Source organism: Roseovarius sp. MMSF_3281 (assembly GCF_030733685.1).
GTDB lineage: Bacteria > Pseudomonadota > Alphaproteobacteria > Rhodobacterales > Rhodobacteraceae > Roseovarius.
The window spans coordinates 22,562-41,021 of the sequence record NZ_JASHIM010000013.1 but is presented as its reverse complement, the minus strand read 5'-3'; the positions used below and the strand labels follow the sequence as shown (position 1 = coordinate 41,021).

Annotated in this window: 17 protein-coding genes; 16 read left to right on the top strand and 1 reads right to left on the bottom strand. The window is 62.0% G+C overall.

Going from position 1 to position 18,460, the window contains the following annotated elements; translation table 11 throughout:
• Positions 1-8 precede the first annotated feature (8 nt).
• From tsaD to RBB32_RS12965, 16 genes are all read left to right on the top strand, one after another.
• Positions 9-1,103: a tRNA (adenosine(37)-N6)-threonylcarbamoyltransferase complex transferase subunit TsaD gene (tsaD, locus tag RBB32_RS13040; protein WP_306153153.1), complete on the top strand. Its 1,095-nt coding sequence runs from the start codon at positions 9-11 to the stop codon at positions 1,101-1,103.
• Complete coding sequence (locus tag RBB32_RS13035) at positions 1,100-2,059, top strand: NAD(P)H-dependent glycerol-3-phosphate dehydrogenase (protein WP_306153152.1); 960 nt, start codon at positions 1,100-1,102, stop codon at positions 2,057-2,059. The genes tsaD and RBB32_RS13035 overlap by 4 nt, the downstream gene beginning before the upstream one ends.
• Complete coding sequence (locus tag RBB32_RS13030) at positions 2,060-2,329, top strand: YciI family protein (RefSeq protein WP_306153151.1); 270 nt, start codon at positions 2,060-2,062, stop codon at positions 2,327-2,329.
• Between the two features lie 3 nt (positions 2,330-2,332).
• Positions 2,333-2,752 carry an EVE domain-containing protein gene (locus RBB32_RS13025; protein WP_306153150.1) on the top strand — a complete coding sequence of 140 codons (420 nt, stop codon included), beginning with the start codon at positions 2,333-2,335 and terminating at the stop codon, positions 2,750-2,752.
• 661 nt (positions 2,753-3,413) lie between these two features.
• Complete coding sequence (locus RBB32_RS13020) at positions 3,414-4,100, top strand: adenylate kinase (RefSeq protein WP_306153149.1); 687 nt, start codon at positions 3,414-3,416, stop codon at positions 4,098-4,100.
• Positions 4,101-4,162: 62 nt separating this feature from the next.
• Positions 4,163-4,423 carry a DUF4212 domain-containing protein gene (locus RBB32_RS13015; RefSeq protein WP_306153254.1) on the top strand — a complete coding sequence of 87 codons (261 nt, stop codon included), beginning with the start codon at positions 4,163-4,165 and terminating at the stop codon, positions 4,421-4,423.
• Between the two features lie 11 nt (positions 4,424-4,434).
• On the top strand, positions 4,435-6,219 hold the full coding sequence (locus tag RBB32_RS13010) for a sodium:solute symporter family protein (protein ID WP_306153148.1): 1,785 nt from the start codon (positions 4,435-4,437) through the stop codon (positions 6,217-6,219).
• 116 nt (positions 6,220-6,335) lie between these two features.
• Positions 6,336-8,177 carry a DUF294 nucleotidyltransferase-like domain-containing protein gene (locus tag RBB32_RS13005; RefSeq protein WP_306153147.1) on the top strand — a complete coding sequence of 614 codons (1,842 nt, stop codon included), beginning with the start codon at positions 6,336-6,338 and terminating at the stop codon, positions 8,175-8,177.
• 12 nt (positions 8,178-8,189) lie between these two features.
• Positions 8,190-8,693, top strand: a complete 504-nt coding sequence (locus RBB32_RS13000) for a hypothetical protein (RefSeq protein ID WP_306153146.1) — start codon at positions 8,190-8,192, stop codon at positions 8,691-8,693.
• Between the two features lie 20 nt (positions 8,694-8,713).
• Entirely contained in the window at positions 8,714-9,097 is a 384-nt protein-coding gene (locus RBB32_RS12995) for a response regulator transcription factor (protein ID WP_306153145.1), read from the top strand.
• Positions 9,090-11,144 carry an exonuclease domain-containing protein gene (locus tag RBB32_RS12990; protein ID WP_306153144.1) on the top strand — a complete coding sequence of 685 codons (2,055 nt, stop codon included), beginning with the start codon at positions 9,090-9,092 and terminating at the stop codon, positions 11,142-11,144. Before RBB32_RS12995 ends, RBB32_RS12990 begins: the two co-directional genes overlap by 8 nt.
• 172 nt (positions 11,145-11,316) lie before the next feature.
• Complete coding sequence (locus RBB32_RS12985; RefSeq protein ID WP_306153143.1) at positions 11,317-12,192, top strand: flagellar motor protein MotB; 876 nt, start codon at positions 11,317-11,319, stop codon at positions 12,190-12,192.
• 92 nt (positions 12,193-12,284) lie between these two features.
• Positions 12,285-13,586, top strand: a complete 1,302-nt coding sequence (locus RBB32_RS12980) for a flagellar hook protein FlgE (RefSeq protein WP_306153142.1) — start codon at positions 12,285-12,287, stop codon at positions 13,584-13,586.
• Between the two features lie 37 nt (positions 13,587-13,623).
• Positions 13,624-15,072 (top strand): flagellar hook-associated protein FlgK, encoded by a 1,449-nt coding sequence (flgK, locus tag RBB32_RS12975; protein ID WP_306153141.1) that lies wholly within the window; start codon positions 13,624-13,626, stop codon positions 15,070-15,072.
• A gap of 3 nt (positions 15,073-15,075) precedes the next feature.
• Positions 15,076-16,083 (top strand): flagellin, encoded by a 1,008-nt coding sequence (locus RBB32_RS12970; RefSeq protein WP_306153140.1) that lies wholly within the window; start codon positions 15,076-15,078, stop codon positions 16,081-16,083.
• On the top strand, positions 16,080-17,210 hold the full coding sequence (locus RBB32_RS12965; protein ID WP_371931057.1) for a flagellar basal body P-ring protein FlgI: 1,131 nt from the start codon (positions 16,080-16,082) through the stop codon (positions 17,208-17,210). The genes RBB32_RS12970 and RBB32_RS12965 overlap by 4 nt, the downstream gene beginning before the upstream one ends.
• 508 nt (positions 17,211-17,718) lie before the next feature.
• Here RBB32_RS12965 and fliP read toward each other — a convergent pair.
• Positions 17,719-18,456 carry a flagellar type III secretion system pore protein FliP gene (gene fliP / locus RBB32_RS12960; protein WP_306153139.1) on the bottom strand — a complete coding sequence of 246 codons (738 nt, stop codon included), beginning with the start codon at positions 18,454-18,456 and terminating at the stop codon, positions 17,719-17,721.
• Positions 18,457-18,460: the final 4 nt, after the last annotated feature.

Genomic DNA, 18,460 nt, shown 5'->3' with positions numbered 1-18,460 from the left:
GGCACCCCATGAACCAGACCCTGACGATCCTCGGCTTGGAAAGCAGCTGTGACGATACGGCAGCGGCTGTCGTGCGGGTTGGGCCGGAGGGGGCGGCGGTTTTGTCGTCGGTCGTACACGGCCAGACCGCGTTGCACGAAGATTTTGGCGGTGTCGTACCAGAGATCGCGGCGCGGGCGCATGCCGAGAAGCTGGACAGTTCGGTTGCCGCCGCGCTGCGCGAGGCCGGGGTTGGCTTTGACGATCTCGATGCCGTGGCGGTCACCGCCGGTCCCGGCCTGATTGGCGGGGTTCTGTCGGGCGTGATGTGCGCCAAGGGGATTGCCGCGGGCACGGGGCTGCCCTTGATCGGGGTGAACCATCTGGCCGGTCATGCCCTGACCCCACGCCTGACGGATGGGGCGGCTTTTCCCTACTTGATGCTTTTGGTGTCGGGCGGGCATTGCCAGTTCCTGATCGTGCGGGGGCCCGAGGATTTCTCGCGGCTTGGCGGGACCATCGACGACGCCCCGGGCGAGGCCTTTGACAAGGTTGCGCGGCTTTTGGGCCTGCCGCAACCGGGCGGCCCGGCGGTGGAGCAAGAGGCCGCCAAGGGCGATGCAAACCGGTTCAATCTGCCCCGCCCGCTGTTGGACAGGCCGGGATGCGATATGTCGTTCTCGGGATTGAAGACCGCCGTTTTACGAGCGCGGGATGCCCTGGTGGCGCAAAAGGGCGGGTTGACCCATAAGGACAGGGCCGATTTATGCGCCGGGTTTCAAACCGCCGTGGTGGATGTTCTGGCCGAGAAAACCCGGCGTGCCATGGCGCTTTACCGTGACGAAAACCCGCCTGAGCCGCTGATTGCAGTGGCCGGTGGAGTTGCGGCGAATGGCGCTATCCGCGGTGCATTAGAGACTGTTTCATCAAGGCACGACGCGGCGTTCCTTGCGCCACCACTAAGGTTGTGCACAGATAATGCCGCGATGATTGCCTATGCCGGTGCCGAGTTGTTCGCGCTGGGCCGGCGTGATGGCATGGATCTTGCGGCGCGGCCCCGATGGCCTTTGGATCAAAACAGCCCCGCGATGCTGGGCAGTGGCAAGAAGGGGGCCAAGGCATGATTACGGTGATGGGCGCGGGCGCATTTGGTACCGCCTTGGCGGTTTCAATGGCACGGGTTCGCCCGGTCCGACTCTGGGCGCATGACGCGGCCCATATCGCCGAGATGCAGCGCACGGCGCGAAACGAGCGGCGTTTGCCCGGCGTGCCCTTGGGCGAGAATATGACGTTTTGCAGTGAGTTAGAGACTGTTTCCAAGCAAGACATCATACTTTTGGCTGTCCCGATGCAGCGCTTGCGCGCCGTTTTGGAGGCGCATCAAGGCGCGTTTGGTCAGGCGCAGCTTGTGGCGTGTTGCAAAGGGATGGAATTGAGCACAGGCCAAGGCCCAATCGGGATTATTCAAGAGGTTTGCCCCAAGGCGACGGCGGCCATTCTGACCGGGCCATCCTTTGCCGCGGATATTGCCAAGGGGTTGCCAACCGCCCTGACATTGGCCTGTGGTGACAATGCGGCCGGACCAACCCTGCAACAGTCTCTAACAACGCCCAACTTACGGCTTTATCGTACCAGTGATACCACCGGGGCCGAGCTGGGCGGGGCGTTGAAGAACGTGATGGCCATTGGCGCAGGTGTTGTCATGGGGGCCGCCCTGGGCGATAGCGCGCGCGCGGCCCTGATGACCCGTGGCTTTGCCGAGATGACCCGCATGGCCGAGGCCGTTGGAGCCGAACCAGAGACCTTGGCAGGGCTGTCGGGGTTTGGCGACCTGGTGCTGACTTGTACCTCGGATCAATCTCGAAACTATCGTTTTGGGCTGAGTTTGGGTCGAAACGAGGGTTTTGACCCATCGGTAACCGTTGAAGGGGCCGCCACGGCGCGAGCGGTGCATGCCAAGGCGCGGGCGCTTGGCCTTGAGATGCCGATCACCGCCGCGATCACCGGTTTGATCGCCGGGGAATTGCAGGTGGAGCAGGCTATGGATATGTTGTTGTCACGACCATTGAAGGAAGAATGAATGCTGATTGCCCTGATCGCCCGCGACAAGCCCGGCGCCCTGAACATACGCAAAGCCAACCGCGATGCGCATCTGTCCTATGTCAAGGAAACCGGCGTGGTGTCGCAAGCCGGACCGCTTTTGGATGATGAAGGGGAGATGACGGGCTCTTTGGTCATTCTGGAGGTCGAAGACATGTCAGCGGCACAGGCTTGGGCCGATGACGACCCCTATGCCAAGGCCGGGCTTTTTGCGTCGGTCGACTTGATCCCGTGGAAGAAAGTGATCTGAGCCATGCGATATTGGCTGTTCAAATCCGAGCCGTCGACCTGGGGTTGGGACGACCAGCAAGCCAAGGGCGATGCGGGTGAGGAATGGGACGGCGTGCGCAACTATCAGGCGCGCAATTTCATGCGCGAGATGACGGTGGGCGACCGGGGCTTTTTCTATCACAGCCAAAAGGAAAAGGCGGTTGTGGGTATCGTCGAAGTGATCGCCGAGGCCCACCCGGACAGCACCACGGATGACCCACGTTGGGAATGCGTGGACATCAAGGCACTTGAGGGTGTCAAAACCCCCGTGACGCTGGACATGATCAAGCAGGACGAGCGCCTTGCCGATATGGTTCTGGTCAAGAATTCGCGGCTGTCCGTACAGCCGGTAAGCGAGTCCGAATGGCAGATCATTTGTGAGTTGGCAGGCGTTTCGGCCTGATTCAGCGTCTTGATGTGAAAACGGAGGGAAATCGGCGGATGCCAGTCCCCTCCGTTACCCCACGTGCTCCCTACACACCACACGCGTCTCTGGATTAGGTTCCGGCCATCCTGGCCTGTTGGATGCACATTACCGCAGCTTGCCCTGCCTGCCAAACGGCAAGTCCTGAGCATCTGTTTCAAATTTCACATAACAAACCGGTTCGGGGGCAGGCGCGGAGCAGATCGCATTGATGGTGTATGAGCCGGGCGTTGCCGGGGATGATTCGCTAAATGGTTGAGTCGCCCGCCGCGTCGGTTTGTCACCCTGTTGATGCGCCGGCGATCGGTTGCTGCAATGCAGAGTCGTGCGGCATGTGCGGGGGTTTACCCAAGGGCAGCAGAGCTTTGAAAACTAAACAAATTCCCGGCGGTGTGAAATAATTTACAGAAACAGAGGCTTTTCTGAAAAGAAATTTCCGAAAAAATCTCGGATTAACAAGGACATATTCCAAAATTTACAGATTCCATGTAATGTTCGCGAACGAATGGACAAGCAGGGCTGCCCAAGTCGCAACATTATTGCTGCGACGCCGCAAACGGAGGAGTGCGGCGGCTAACCCAAGGGCAATCACCCCGATGTTGCGGGGGTGATGCCGGATAGGGACAGGAGGACTCGACCGATGGACGGATCGCAAGCGCCGCAAACAGCGGCCAATCTTATTTTGCTGGGGCCGCCGGGTGCGGGAAAGGGAACACAGGCACGGATGCTGCAAGAGCGGTTCGGCCTTGTGCAACTGAGCACCGGGGACCTTTTGCGCGCGGCGGTTGCCGCGGGCACCGAGGCTGGCAAACAGGCGAAAGCCGTCATGGAAGCCGGGGATTTGGTGAGCGACGAGATCGTTATCGCGATCCTGCGTGACCGACTGGGCGACGATGATTGCGCGCGCGGTGTTATCCTTGACGGTTTCCCGCGCACGACGGCACAGGCCGAGGCCTTGGATCAACTTATGGCTGAAAGCGGAAGCCAGATCGGGGCCGCGATCAGCCTTGAAGTGGACGATGCGGCCATGGTGGCGCGTGTTGCCGGCCGCTACACCTGCGGCGTCTGCGGCGAAGGCTACCACGACGAATTCAAGCAGCCCGAGATCGAGGGCAAATGCGACAAATGCGGCGGGACCGAGATGAAGCGCCGGGCCGATGACAATGCCGAGACGGTCTCGCAGCGTCTCAAGGCCTATCACGCGCAGACCGCGCCGCTGATTGAATACTACGACAACATGGGCGCGCTGAAGCGTGTCGATGCGATGGGCGATATCGACGCCATCGCAAAAGAACTGACCGTGATCGTCGAACAGGTGGTCGCGTAAGGGAGAGCCGGTTGCGCGCCCGCGTCACCGGCAAAGAGGAAACTGGAACGGGAGGACAAGAGGTGTCCGAAGAGTCTTCAAACAACGCGTATTGGAAAGCCAATCTGCGTCTTATCATCGGGAGCCTGATCATCTGGGCGCTCGTGTCATTCGGGTTCGGTATTCTGCTGCGCCCGGCCCTGTCGGGGATTGCCGTAGGCGGTTCCGACCTGGGCTTTTGGTTTGCGCAGCAGGGGTCGATCCTGGTCTTTCTTGGCCTGATCTTCTTTTACGCCTGGCGGATGAACAAGCTGGACGCCGAACACGGCGTTGGCGAAGAGTAAGGGCCTGACAGATGGATCAGTTTACACTTAACCTGCTTTTCGTCGGCGCGTCTTTCGCGCTTTATATCGGGATCGCCATCTGGGCGCGTGCCGGATCGACCAGCGAATTCTACGCCGCCGGGCGTGGCGTTCACCCGGTGACCAACGGTATGGCGACGGCAGCCGACTGGATGTCGGCGGCCTCGTTCATCTCGATGGCGGGTCTGATTGCCTTTACCGGCTATGACAACTCGTCCTTCCTGATGGGGTGGACCGGTGGTTACGTGCTTCTGGCGCTGCTGCTGGCCCCGTACCTGCGGAAGTTCGGCAAATTCACCGTGTCGGAATTTATCGGTGACCGTTTCTACAGCCCCACCGCGCGATTGGTTGCCGTGATCTGTTTGATCGTGGCCTCGACCACCTATGTGATCGGCCAGATGACCGGCGTGGGCGTGGCCTTTGGCCGCTTCCTTGAGGTGGACAACACGACCGGCCTTTTGATCGGGGCCTGTGTGGTGTTCGCCTATGCCGTTTTCGGCGGCATGAAGGGTGTGACCTATACGCAGGTGGCGCAGTACATCGTGCTTATCCTTGCCTATACCATCCCGGCGATCTTCATCTCGCTGCAACTGACCGGCAACCCGATTCCGGCGCTTGGCCTGTTCGGTGATCACGCCGCTTCGGGTGAGCCGCTTCTGGCCAAGCTGGACCAGATCGTGACCGAACTGGGCTTTAACGAGTATACCGCGCACCACGCCGATACGCTGAACATGGTGCTGTTCACCCTGTCGCTGATGATCGGGACTGCGGGTCTGCCGCACGTGATCATGCGCTTCTTTACCGTGCCCAAGGTGGCGGATGCCCGTTGGTCGGCTGGTTGGGCGCTTGTCTTCATTGCCTTGCTTTACCTTACGGCCCCGGCGGTTGGCGCCATGGCGCGTCTCAACATCACCGAGTTGATGTGGCCGGAAGGCACCAGCGGTCAGGCCGTTTCGGTTGAGCAGATCGAAAGCGACCCGGCCTATGACTGGATGGCGACATGGCAGACCACTGGCCTTTTGGGTTGGGAAGACAAGAACGGCGATGGCCGCATCCAGTACTACAACGACGGCAATGCCGAGATGCAGGCCAAGGCCGCCGAAGCCGGTTGGGAAGGCAATGAACTGACCAATTTCAACCGCGATATCCTTGTTCTGGCCAACCCCGAGATCGCCAACCTGCCGGGTTGGGTGATCGGTCTGGTTGCGGCTGGTGGTCTGGCGGCGGCCCTGTCCACGGCGGCGGGCCTCCTGCTGGCGATCTCGTCGGCGGTGAGCCATGACCTTGTGAAGGGGCAGTTCAACCCGAACATCAGCGAGAAGGGCGAACTTCTGTCGGCCCGTATCGCGATGGCGGTGGCCATTGTCGTGGCCTCCTACCTGGGCTTGAACCCGCCGGGTTTCGCGGCGCAGACCGTGGCGCTTGCCTTTGGTCTGGCGGCGGCTTCGATCTTCCCGGCGCTGATGATGGGCATCTTTACCAAGGTGAACAACAAGGGCGCCGTGGCGGGCATGTTGGCCGGTCTGATCGTGACGCTGGTTTATATCTTCCTGCATAAGGGGTGGTTCTTCATCCCGGATACGAACAGCTTCACCGATGCCGATCCGCTGCTTGGGACCATCAAGTCGACCTCCTTCGGGGCGGTTGGTGCGATGATCAACTTTGCCGTGGCCTTCATCGTGTCGAAATCGAGCGATCCGATCCCGCAGGAAATCGACGATCTGGTCGAAAGTGTCCGCGTGCCGAAAGGTGCAGGCGCGGCTGCTGCCGATCACTAGAACGGTATTGCAAGGGGCGCCAATGGCGCCCCTTCATCCTTGCCCATGCTATTTTGCATAGACGGGCGATGTCTTTTTGACAGATAGTTTATCCCCATCCGACAGGAGCCACTTGCATGGCCGAAAGCCCCGCAGAGATTCTGCATGTTCTGACCCATAACGCCCCTTTCGACATGCTGTCCGAGGCCAAGCGCCGATCGCTTGCCAAAGCGGCCAGTCGCATCACCGCCCCTGCCGGGACGGTTTTGTTCAAGGAAGGTGGGCCGCTTGAGGGGTTATACCTTGTGGAGCGCGGCATGCTGGATATCGAGTCGAGCAACGCCGACCTGATTTCGCAGCGGGGCCCGGGCGATATCATGGGGGAGCGGGGCCTGTTGCGAGACGGGCGGGCCATGCTGACCGCGCGGGTGACCGAGGACAGTCAGCTTATCTTGATCCCGGCCAAGGTGTTCCTGACCGCCTTGGAAAGTAGTGAAGACCTGTCGGCTTGGTTCGGCCGCTCTGCCCCTGCCGACGGGGAGCGGGATGAAGGCCCTTACGCGACGGGCCTGACCGCCTTGCAGGTTGCGGACCTGATGGCACAAACGCCGGTGACCTGCCCGGAAACCAACAGCGTGACAGATGTGGCGCGGGTGATGCGCGACAAGAAGATTTCCTCGGTTCTGGTGATGGAGGATACGGCGCTGACCGGCATTGTCACCGTGCATGACATGACCAACAAGGTCTTGGCCGAGGGCCTGACCGGGGATATCCCCGTGGCGCAGGTGATGACGCCCAAGCCGATGACAATCGCGCCCGATGCCCTTGGGCTGGATGCCTTGATGATGATGTCGGACCACGGGATCAACCACCTGCCCGTGGAATCCCGGGGCCGTATCGTGGGGATGATCGGCAAGACCGACCTGTTCCGCCGACAGGCCGCCACGGCCAGCCACATGATCGCCGATATCGTGCAGGCCGATGATGCCGAGACCATGGCGCAGGTGATGCACCGTGTGCCGGAGCTTTTGTCGCAACTGGTAAGCGCGGGCACCCGGCCGCAGGCGGTCACGCGGCGGATCACCGATATCACCGATGCGATCACCCGGCGTTTGCTGGTTCTGGGCGAGGAAAAGCTTGGCCCTGCGCCGGTGCCCTATCTATGGCTGGCCTGTGGAAGCCAGGGCCGGCGCGAACAGACCGGGCTATCGGATCAGGACAATTGCCTGATCCTGCACGATGACATGACGCCCGAGCATGACGCCTATTTCGCCCGGCTGGCACAGTTTGTCAGTGATGGGCTGAATACCTGTGGGTTCATCTATTGCCCCGGCGACATGATGGCCACCAACCCGCGTTGGCGCCAACCCCGCCGGGTCTGGCAGGAGTACTTCAAAGGCTGGATCGCACAGCCCGACAACGAGGCGCAAATGCTGGCCTCGGTCATGTTCGATCTGCGCCCGATTGCCGGGGATGAAACCCTTTTCGAGGATATGCAGGCCGCAACCCTTGCAATGGCGCAGAAGAATTCGATCTTCGTGGCGCATATGATTTCCAACTCGCTCAAGCATACGCCGCCTTTGAACCTGTTCCGGGGTTTTGCCCTGATCCGGTCGGGGGAGCACAAGAACATGGTGGACCTGAAGCTTTCCGGCGTGGTGCCGGTGGTGGATCTGGGCCGGATCTATGCCTTGCAGGGCGGGTTCGAGGCGGTGAATACGCTTGATCGGATCGAAGAGGCCCGCGAAAGGGGCGTGATTTCCCAATCGGGCGCGCATGACCTGTTGGATGCTTACGAGCTGATCGCGGAAACCCGCCTGCGCCATCAGGCCATGCAGATCAGGAATGGGGAAAGCCCCGATAATTTCATGGCGCCCGGGGCGCTTTCGGAGTTGGAACGCAACCATCTGCGCGATGCCTTCATGGTGATCAAGACCATGCAATCGGCGGTCGGGCAGGGCAAAGGCGCATTGGGGTAAATCGCGATGTTCATGGAACTAATAGCCAGTTTTGTTGCCGGGTTCGCGGCTGCCGGCGTTGTCTTGGTGATCAACATGGTGACGGGCAACCGTTTGCCGAAATGGGTCATGCCGGTGGCGGCGGGTGTGACCATGATCGGCTTTGCCATCTGGTCGGAATACAGTTGGGCAGGCCGAACCAAGGCGGCCCTGCCCGAGGGGGTCGAGGTGATCGACACCGTCGAGGTATCGCGTTTCTGGAAGCCCTGGACCTATGTTGTGCCCCAGACGACACGCATCATGGCCGCGGATGTCGCGGCAATCCGCGAAAATGATTCAGTTCAAGGCGCGCGGCTTGTCGATCTGTATTTGTTCGAACGGTGGCAGGCGCCGGGGAAGGTGATGGAACTGGTCCGTTGTGATGACCCGGCCCGCGCGCTTGCGACCGAAGCGGCGCTTGCCGATCCCGAGGAGGCGGCCAAATGGTTGCCGGTGACGCGGGCGGATCCGATTTACGGTGCGGTCTGCACCGATTGAGCCGGAGGGAGGCCGGAGCGATGGAGGGGAAGAAAGTATTGCTGGTGGAGGACGAGGACAATATCGCCCTTGCCCTTGAGCACCTGATCGCGCGGCAGGGATATACCCTGAAACGGATTGCGGATGGCACCCGGGCGATGGAGGCGATTGTCAAGGATCACCCCGATCTGGTGGTGTTGGATGTCATGCTTCCGGGCAGTTCGGGATATGAGATTTGCCAATCCATCCGTCGTGACGCGAGGCTGGCAAATATCAAGGTTCTGATGATGACCGCCCGTGGCGGCGAGGTGGAGCGGCGCAAGGGCATGGCGCTTGGGGCCGATGATTTCATGACCAAGCCCTTTGCCACGTCGGACCTGACCAACCGTATCAAGACCCTGCTGGAAAAGCCCTCCAATGCGTGAGCGTTTTGGATTGCGATTGCGCTTTGCATTGTTCTTCGCGGCGCTTGGCCTTGGGGGCGTTGCGATCCTGATCGGTGCCCTGTGGCTTGGCTATGGTCGCAATGGCGGGCCGGTCGATGGTTATGTCCTGGCCGGGCTTGCGGCGGGGTTTGGTATCCTGGGGTTAACCGCCTGGATCGGTTACCTTTTCGATGAGAACGTGGCACACCCGATCCTTGGGCTGGCCTCGGATTTGAATACCCGGGCGCGGGCCGATGTCGGGGCCGGGATAGACGAGGAACAGGCCCGCTATCTGGGGGCCTTGGCCCCGGCGGCGCGGGCCATTCACGAAGCCCTTTCCGAAGCCCGCGAGGCACAGGAACGCGCCGTTGCGCGCGAAACCGACCGCCTGGCGCGCGAAAAGGCCCTGTTCGAGGCCTTGCTGCGGGATTTGGCCGAAGGGGTCGTGGTGGTGACGCCTGACAACCGCCTGATGCTGTTCAACCGCGCGGCCGAGGATTTGCTGGGCGATCTGGGGTTGGACCGGCCATTGCGCGCGTACATAAGATTGGACCCCTTGAACCACGCGATTGAGCGTTTGGACAGAAACCTGGCGCGGGGCCATTCGGAGGCCGAAAGTTTCCTTGTGCCGACAACGGATGGCGAACGCTTCTTGTTGGGGCGGGTGAGCCCGGTTTTGTCGGGGGAGGACCGTTTGGGTCATGTCCTGATTTTCCATGACGCGACCGAGGATTTGCAGGCCCATGCCGAGCGGGACCACCTGTTCAACACGCTGATGGAAGAAGTCCGTCGCCCGGCGGCGGCGATTGGTGCGGTTCTGGATGTCTTGCAGTCGGACGCGGATATTCCGCCCAAAACGCGGGCCACCTTCGATGCCGCGATGAACGAAGAATTATCGCGCCTTTTCAATTGCCTGCGTGAGGTTGATGCCCGGCATGCGCAAATCACCACACGCCATTGGCCGATGTCCAGAGTGGCGGCGGATGACATCCTTGAAGGGCTGAAGGCGCGTGTTGACCTGCCCGTGAAAACCGAGGGTGGCGCGCATTTCCTGCGGTGTGATGGCTTTGCCATCATGGAGGTCATGGCCCGCGTCGTGCAGGGCCTGTCGCAGGACGCGGGGCGCGATGAGTTTGCCTTGCGGGCCGAACGACATGGCGCCGAGGTCTGGCTAAGCGTGCAATGGCAAGGCACCGAGGTCCGTGAAAGCGACCTTGAGACATGGCTGAAACAGCCCTTGTCGGAAAGCTATGGCGCTTATTCGGGGCGCGATGTCGTGGAAGGGCATCGCACGGAAATCTGGTCAGAAACAGGGGGTTACGGGCATCGCATCGTGCTTCCACTCGACGCGTCGGGCGCGCCTTCCCTGGCCGCGGGAGATGTGCGGCCCGAGTTCTATGACTTCAACTTGCCGACGAATGTTGGCGAGATCGCCGAGCGGAAGCTTTCGGATCTGTCGTTTGTTGTCTTCGACACCGAGACAACGGGCCTTGCGCCCAGCGGCGGAGACAGGATCGTGCAGATTGCGGGCGTTCGGATCGTCAATGGGCGTATCCTGCGGGGAGAGGTGTTCGACACGCTGGTCAACCCCGGTTGCCCGATCCCGCCGACCTCGACCAAGGTGCATGGCATCAGCGATGATATGGTCACCGAGGCCCCAGATATCGTGGCGGCAGGGAAGGCGTTTCATAGGTATTGCGAGGGCGGCGTGCTTGTTGCCCATAACGCGCCCTTCGATATGGCCTTTCTCAGGCGCGATGAACCCGTGATCGGGCAACAGTTTGACCACCCGGTTCTATGTACCGTTCTTCTGTCTGCGGCACTTTACGAACATACGGGCGAGCATACCTTGGATGCCTTGGCCGAACGGTTCGGCGTGACAATATCGCCGGAATTGCGGCACACCGCGCTGGGCGATGCCATGGCGACGGCAGAGGTGTTCCTGCAGATGATCGGGGTGATGCAGGCGGCCGGGATTCACACCCTTGGCGATGCCATTGCCGCCGGACAAAGGATGACCAAAATCCGCAAGGCGCAGGATTACTGATTTTCGTACGAGTCGTACGACCGACCGCCGGTTTTCGTACGAAAACCGCAGGGGTCTGGAAGATGATCGTACGAGTCGTACGAAACGCCAAAGTCTTAACAATTGTAAATGTTAAGCGGCCATTAATGCCCGCCTGATATCCCTGCCCCCGGGTGAGAGAAAGGTGGTGAAGATGAGCGCGCCGGGTGGTAACGCCGCGCCGGTCATCATCAAACGAAAGAAGGTCACGGTTGGCAATGGTCATCACGGCGGGGCGTGGAAGGTTGCCTATGCCGATTTCGTGACCGCCATGATGGCGTTCTTTCTTTTGATGTGGCTGCTGAACGCGACGACGGAAAAACAACGAAAAGGCATTGCGGATTACTTTAGCCCGACGATTCCGATCAACCGGATATCGGGGGGCGGTGATGGTAATTTCGGGGGCGAAAGCGTGTTCTCGGAAGAGGCCCTGCCGCAGAATGGCACCGGCGCCACGAACCGGCGCCCGACCGAATCGCAACAAGCGCGGGGCGAGATGGGCGTGGCGGTCAAAGGGGCCGAGAAAAGCGATGCCGTGAAAACGCCCGAGGCCAAACCGGACAGTGACCTTGAGACGCTGGACGATATGCTTAGCGGCAAGGCCGGGGAAAGCACGATCTCGCGCAAGACGCGGCGGCATATCCTCACGCGTTTGACCGACGAGGGATTGCTGATCGAGATATTCGATTTGCCGGGCGCAGAGCTTTTCAAGGCAGGCACGGCCGAGCCCACGGACCTTTTGTACCAGATCGCGGGTCTCCTGAACGAGGCGGGCGCATTGGTGCAAAACGGCGTGGCGGTGGAAGGGCATATTCGTGCCGCGCCGGTCGTTTTGGCGTATAACCCTGTTTGGGAGTTATCCGCCGAGCGTGCCAATGCGATGCGACAGCTTTTGCAGGATCGTGGGCTGGCCCCTGACCGGATACAGCGGGTCACGGGCCATGCCGACAGGGAACCGGCGGTGCGCAACCCCATGGCGATCCGCAACAATCGGATCGAGGTGATCTTTCTGCGGTCGGACAGCGATTGAAATAGGCGGCATTTTATCTGTTAGGCCGCTGTTAAATGGAACGCCTTACATCTGGTGCCCGACTCCTGTCGATGCAGCAGAAAGGCGTATCCATGACTATTTCTTCCTCGTTGAATGCCGGTGTGGCGGGTTTGAGCGCGAATGCAACGCGCCTTGCCGCGATTTCCGACAATATCGCCAATTCGGCCACCTATGGCTACAAACGGGTCGAGGCCGATTTCCAATCGCTTGTGATCTCGTCGAATGGCGGCAGCTATTCGGCCGGTGGTGTCCGGGCCGGGACGCAGCGGTTGATCGATGAACGCGGGTCACTTGTGCCCACATCGAACCCCACCGACCTTGCGGTGCGTGGGCGCGGTATGCTTCCCGTGGCGGCGGCCAGCGAGGTGGAAGTGGGCAATGGCAATGCGCAGATGATGCTGACCACCACCGGATCGTTCCGCACCGATTCCGAGGGGCGTTTGCGCACGGAATCGGGCCTTGTTCTTATGGGATGGCCCGCCAACCCCGACGGCACGATCCCGGCCTTTCCGCGTGATACCAGCGATGGGCTGGAGCCGGTGCAGATCAACGTCAACCAGTTGACCGGGGAACCCACGACGGCGCTTGACCTTGGTGTGAACCTTCCGGCGACGGGTACCGCGGCAGGAGCGAGCGGTACGCCGCAACAACTGCCGGTCGAGTACTATGACAACCTTGGAAAATCCGAGAATATCCTGATCGAATTCACGCCAACGGTGCCGGCCTCGGGGTCGTCCAACGAATGGACCATGACCCTGACGGATTCGGCCCAGGGCGGGGCGGTGATCGGGGAATATACCCTGCAATTCGACAATGCGCGCCCCTCGGGGGGCACATTGCAAAGCGTCAGCGCCAGCACTGGCGGGGCCTATGACGCGGCCACGGGCAACCTGATCGTCAACGTGGCGGGCGGGCCGATGGAGATCAACATCGGGCAGTTGGGGGCCCGCGACGGGATGACCCAGCTATCGGACAGTTTCGCCCCGATGTCGATGTCCAGGAACGGCTCACCCGTGGGCAGCATGACCTCGGCGGAGGTGGACGAGAACGGCTTTGTTCATGCCTCATTCGACACCGGGACCACGCGGATCATCTATCAGGTGCCGCTGGTCGATCTGCCCAATCCCAACGGGATGGTGGCCATGGATCAGCAAACCTACCTGCCGTCGCCTGAAAGCGGATCCTTCTTCCTTTGGGATGCCGGGGATGGCCCGACCGGTGATGTGGTGTCTTTCGCGCTGGAGGAGTCGGCCACCGATGTCGCCGGGGAGTTGACCGATATGATCCAGACGCAGCGGGCCTATTCCTCGAACGCCAAGGTGATCCAGACCGTCGATGAGATGTTGCAGGAAACCACCAACATCAAGCGGTAAGCGCACCGCCTGACCCCTTGATAAGGAGACCATAGGCATGGGTATATCGACCGCCCTTAACAATGCGCTGAGCGGGCTATCGGCCACATCGCGCACCGCGCAGGTGATCTCGGGCAACCTCGCCAATGCCCTGACCGAAGGGTATGCCACGCGCGAGGTCAGCCTTTCGGCGCGCAACACCACCGGCGGTGTGCGGGTCGAAGGTATTCAACGGCACGTGGATCAGGCCCTTGCCGCCGATATGATGCTGTCGGCGGGAGAGCGGGCAGAGGCCTGGACAAAGGCCGATTTCCTGAAGGGGGTCGAGCGTGCCATCGGCCTTCCGGGCGAGGCGCAATCCCTGCCCGGGCGGATGGCCGCATTCGAGGCCAGCCTTGTGACGGCCGCCACCAGGCCCGAGGACGACAACCGGCTGAGCGCGGCAATTGCCCGTGCGGGCGAAGTGGTTGGGGCGCTGGATGCCGCCTCGGGTGCGATCCAGACCGCGCGGGCCCGGGCGGATGGCGAGATTGCGCAGGCGGTCGAGCAGGTCAATACCGCCCTGGAGCAGCTTCAGCGCATCAATCGTACCGTGGTGTCGGCCACGACATCGGGCCATGTGACGGCGGGGCTTCTGGACCAGGGCGATCAGCTTCTGGCGCAACTGTCCGAGGTGGTGCCGATCCGCAGTGTGCCGCGCGACAATGGCGCGATTGCTGTTTTCACCACCGGGGGGGCGATCCTTCTGGATGGGACGGTGGCCAGGCTGGAGTTCACCGAATCGAATGTCGTGGCCCCCCATATGACCGGCGATAACGGCCTGTTGTCGGGGTTGACGATCAACGGCGTGGCGGTAGAGCCGCGCGGGCCAAACAGCCCTGTCGGCGGTGGCCGCCTGTCCGCGCTGTTCGAGCTGCGCGATGGGGTGGCCGTGGAGGCGCAACGCGATCTGGACGCGGTGGCGCGTGACCTGATCACGCGATTTGAGGCCCCCGGCCCGGACCCGGGTTTAAGCCCGGGCGATCCCGGGTTGTTCACCGATGCGGGCGCCGCCTTTGACGCGACCGGGGAAGTGGGCCTTGCCGGGCGCATCGCCCTCAACGCCCAAGCCGACCCCGGACAAGGCGGCGCGGCATGGCGGTTGCGCGACGGCCTGGGCGCGGCGGGGCCCGGCCCGGCCGGAGACAGCAGCCTTTTGCAGGCAATGGTCAATGCCCTGGCGGACCCCGAAAGCATGGCCTCGGGCGGGCTTGGGGCGACACAGCGGGATTTGTCGGGCCACATCGGTGCGCTTGTCTCGCGGATCGGGCAAGAGCGTTTGTCGCAGGATCAGTCTCTGACTTTTGCCAATGCGCGCCATTCGGAGCTGTCCGATATGGCGGCGCGCAACGCCGTCGACAGCGATGACCAGATGCAGCGCCTGCTGCAGGTCGAACAGGCCTATGCCGCCAATGCCCGCCTGATCGAGACGATCAATACCATGATGGACCGCCTTCTGAGGATTTGAACCATGAGCATGCAAACCATCGGTGATCTGGCGCGTAGCGTCATGTTGCGCCGCCAGAACACCGAATTGAAAACCCAGATGACACGCCTGACCCAGGAGGTTACGACCGGGCGCGCCGCCGATCCGGTGCGCCACCTGTCGGGGCAATTGTCCGGGCTGGCCGATATCGAGCAGAGCCTGACCCTGAACCGGAGTTACAAGACAGCGGCGACCGAGGCGGGTGCCATTGCCAGCGCGATGCAAGCGGCCCTTGGGCGTGTTGAGGCCGAAACCGGGCGCTTGGCCGAAAGCCTTGCCTTGGCCACGACCACGGGTGGTGGCGTTGCCCTGCCGGTCATGGCGGGGCAGGCGCGTGACGTGCTGGATACCATTGTCAGCAGTTTGTCGGCCCGGGCCTCGGGGCGGGCGTTGTTTTCCGGATCCGCGGTGACAACCCCGGCCTTGGCGCCATCGCATGACATCCTGACCGCCGTGAAAGCCGCGCTGGGCGGGGCAAGCGATGCGGCCAGCGTGGAAACGGCCGTGGCTGGTTTCTTTGCCCCCGGCGGAGATTTCGAAACCGTGGTCTACCAAGGCGGGACCGATCCCATGGGGGCCATCCCGCTGGGCGCGGGCGAAGCGGTGACCCTGGACATCAGGGCCGATTCACCGGCCCTGCGCCAGAGCTTGCAGAATACCGTTTTGGCGGTTCTGGCCGGGGACCAGGGCCTTTCCCTGGGCGATGGGGATCGGCAGGCCCTTTTGGCGGGGGCCGGAGAAGGGCTTTGGCAGGCACAGGGGCAGATGACCGTGCTGCGCGCCGACCTAGGCCATGCGGAATATCGCATCGAACAGTCCAGCAGCCGCATCGCCAGCGAGATTTCGGGGCTTGAGCAGGCCCGTAACAGCCTGACGGCGGTGGACCGTTTCACATCGGCGACCGAGCTTGAGGCGGTACAGCTTCAGCTTGAATCGCTATACACGATCACCGCGCGATCCTCGCGCCTGAGCTTGGTGAATTTCCTGTCATGACCCTGATGCGCCGCCTTCTGATCGCGACCGCGGGCCTTGCCACGCTGTTTGCCGTTATCCTTGCCTCGGGTGTGGCCCATGCCGCCCCGATCCGGTTGAAAGACCTTGTGGAATTCGACGGGGTCCGGGGCAATGACCTTGTGGGATATGGCCTGGTGGTTGGGTTGAACGGCACCGGCGACGGGCTGCGCAATGCGCCGTTCACCGAGGAGATCATGACAAACATCCTTGAGCGGCTGGGCGTGAACGTGACAGGGGAGCAGTTTCGCCCCAAGAACGTGGCCGCGGTTCTGGTAACGGCCAGCATGCCACCGTTTTCCCGGGCGGGCGGCAAGATCGACGTGACCGTTTCGGCCATCGGCGATTCCAGTAGCCTTTTGGGCGGGACCTTGGTGATGACGCCGCTCAATGCTGCCGATGGGCAGATCTATGCCGTTGCCCAGGGGACGATCATTGCCGGCGGTGCGGCGGCCGAGGGGGCCGCGGCAGAGGTGGTGCAGGGCGTTCCGACCTCGGGGGTGATCCCCTCGGGCGCGCGGATCGAGCGCGAGATCGACTTTGCCCTCTCGTCGCTGGACACCCTGCGCATTGCCCTGCGGGAGCCGGATTTCACCACCGCCGCACGTATTGAAAACGCCATCAACCAGACCTTCGGGCGGCGCGTGGCCCTGATGCTTGATTCCGGGACGGTGCGGCTTGACGTGGCCGCGACCGGGGCGCGCTCCCCGGCGCATATGCTGGGCCGGATCGAGAATATTCTGGTCCAGCCCGAACGCAAGGCGCGGGTGGTGGTGGATCAGCGGTCGGGCACCATCGTCATGGGGCAGGATGTGCGGATTTCCCGCGTGGGGGTGAGCCAGGGCAACCTGACCCTGCGGGTGCAGGAAGCCCCGGTGGTGGTACAGCCCAACCCCTTTGCCGAGGGGGAAACCGTGGTGGTGCCCCGGACCGCCGCCGATATCGAAGAGGACGAGGGCATTGGCCTTGCCGAGGTACCGCCGGGAACCTCCTTGTCGGAGGTGATTGCCGGGCTCAATGCGCTGGGCGTGGCGCCGCGTGACATGATCGACATCCTGAAAAGCATCAAGGCGGCCGGGGCGCTGCACGCGGAATTCGTGGTGCGGTGATCCCGGCTTCTGCCAAGAAGGCGCTTTTTTCCTTTATTAGAGCCGGTTTTTCAAAGGTGGCTTGCATGGTCAGCCCTGCGTGATTGTTGGGGCGAGGACTGTCGAGGCGACCCAAATCACCGGATGTTCTGGTGAATGGGCCGCCCCCTGATGATCGCGGCCCCCTCATCTTGGGCCGATACGTGATGGCCTGACGTCACCGGCGGCCCGTCCCGGGCTTGACCCGGGACCTCTGCGTTCGGGCTTGCGGGATGGGTCAGGCCGCAAATCTGCTGCCTTTCAAGCGGTGTTGACGGGTGCCCCGGGGCGCGAAACGGGCGCAAAGCGGGTTATGATAGCGCTTGGACCGATGAGTTGCCTGGTCGAATGAATGGGCCGTCATGCGCGGTTCGCAACGCCCCGTTCTCAGCCCCATGCGTAGAAGCCTGACAGTTTTGAGCCTTTGGAAGCCAGCGCCGCAGGGCATGCGGTGCAAAGGCGGAATGGGCATTTTAGGGTGTAACAGGGTCTAAAAATACCCGCGAACAAGGCTTTCGGCGATCAGGGTCCAGCCATCGGCGATGACGAAAAAGGCCAATTTGAAGGGCAGGGACACGATCGCGGGGGGGACCATCATCATGCCCATGGACATCAGGATGGCGGCAACGACAAGGTCGATGATCAGGAAGGGCAGGAAAATCAGGAAGCCGATTTGGAAGGCGCGGGCGATTTCGGACAGCATGAAACTGGGCACCAGCACCGACAGCGGCGCCTCGGCGCTGGCCGATATTCCGGTGGTATCGGGCCGCAGGTTGGCCATGCTGGCGAAGGTCGCGCCATCGACCCGGCCTGCCATGAAGTCGCGAAACGGCGCGAGGGCAAGCTGTGCGGCCTCTTCCACCTCGATCACCTCGTCCAGCAGGGGCGCGATGCCTGCGGACCAAGCCTCGGAAAAGATCGGCTCCATCACGTAATAGGTGAGAAACAGTGCAAGGCTGACGATCAGCATGTTGGGCGGTGATTGCTGCAGCCCGATCCCCTGCCGCAGGATCGAAAGCACCGTGACGATGAAAGGAAAGCAGGTGATCATGATCGCCAGGCCCGGTGCGAGGCTGAGGACGGTGATCAGCAGGATCAATTGGATCGTGCGGGCGCTGATCGAGCCATCCTGACCAAGCGAAATGGCGATCTCTTGTGCCGGGGCCGGTCCGGCGGCAAGAAGGGCCGCCAAGAGTGGCAGCGCCGTGAGAAAAAGCCGTGCCGGCATTGGC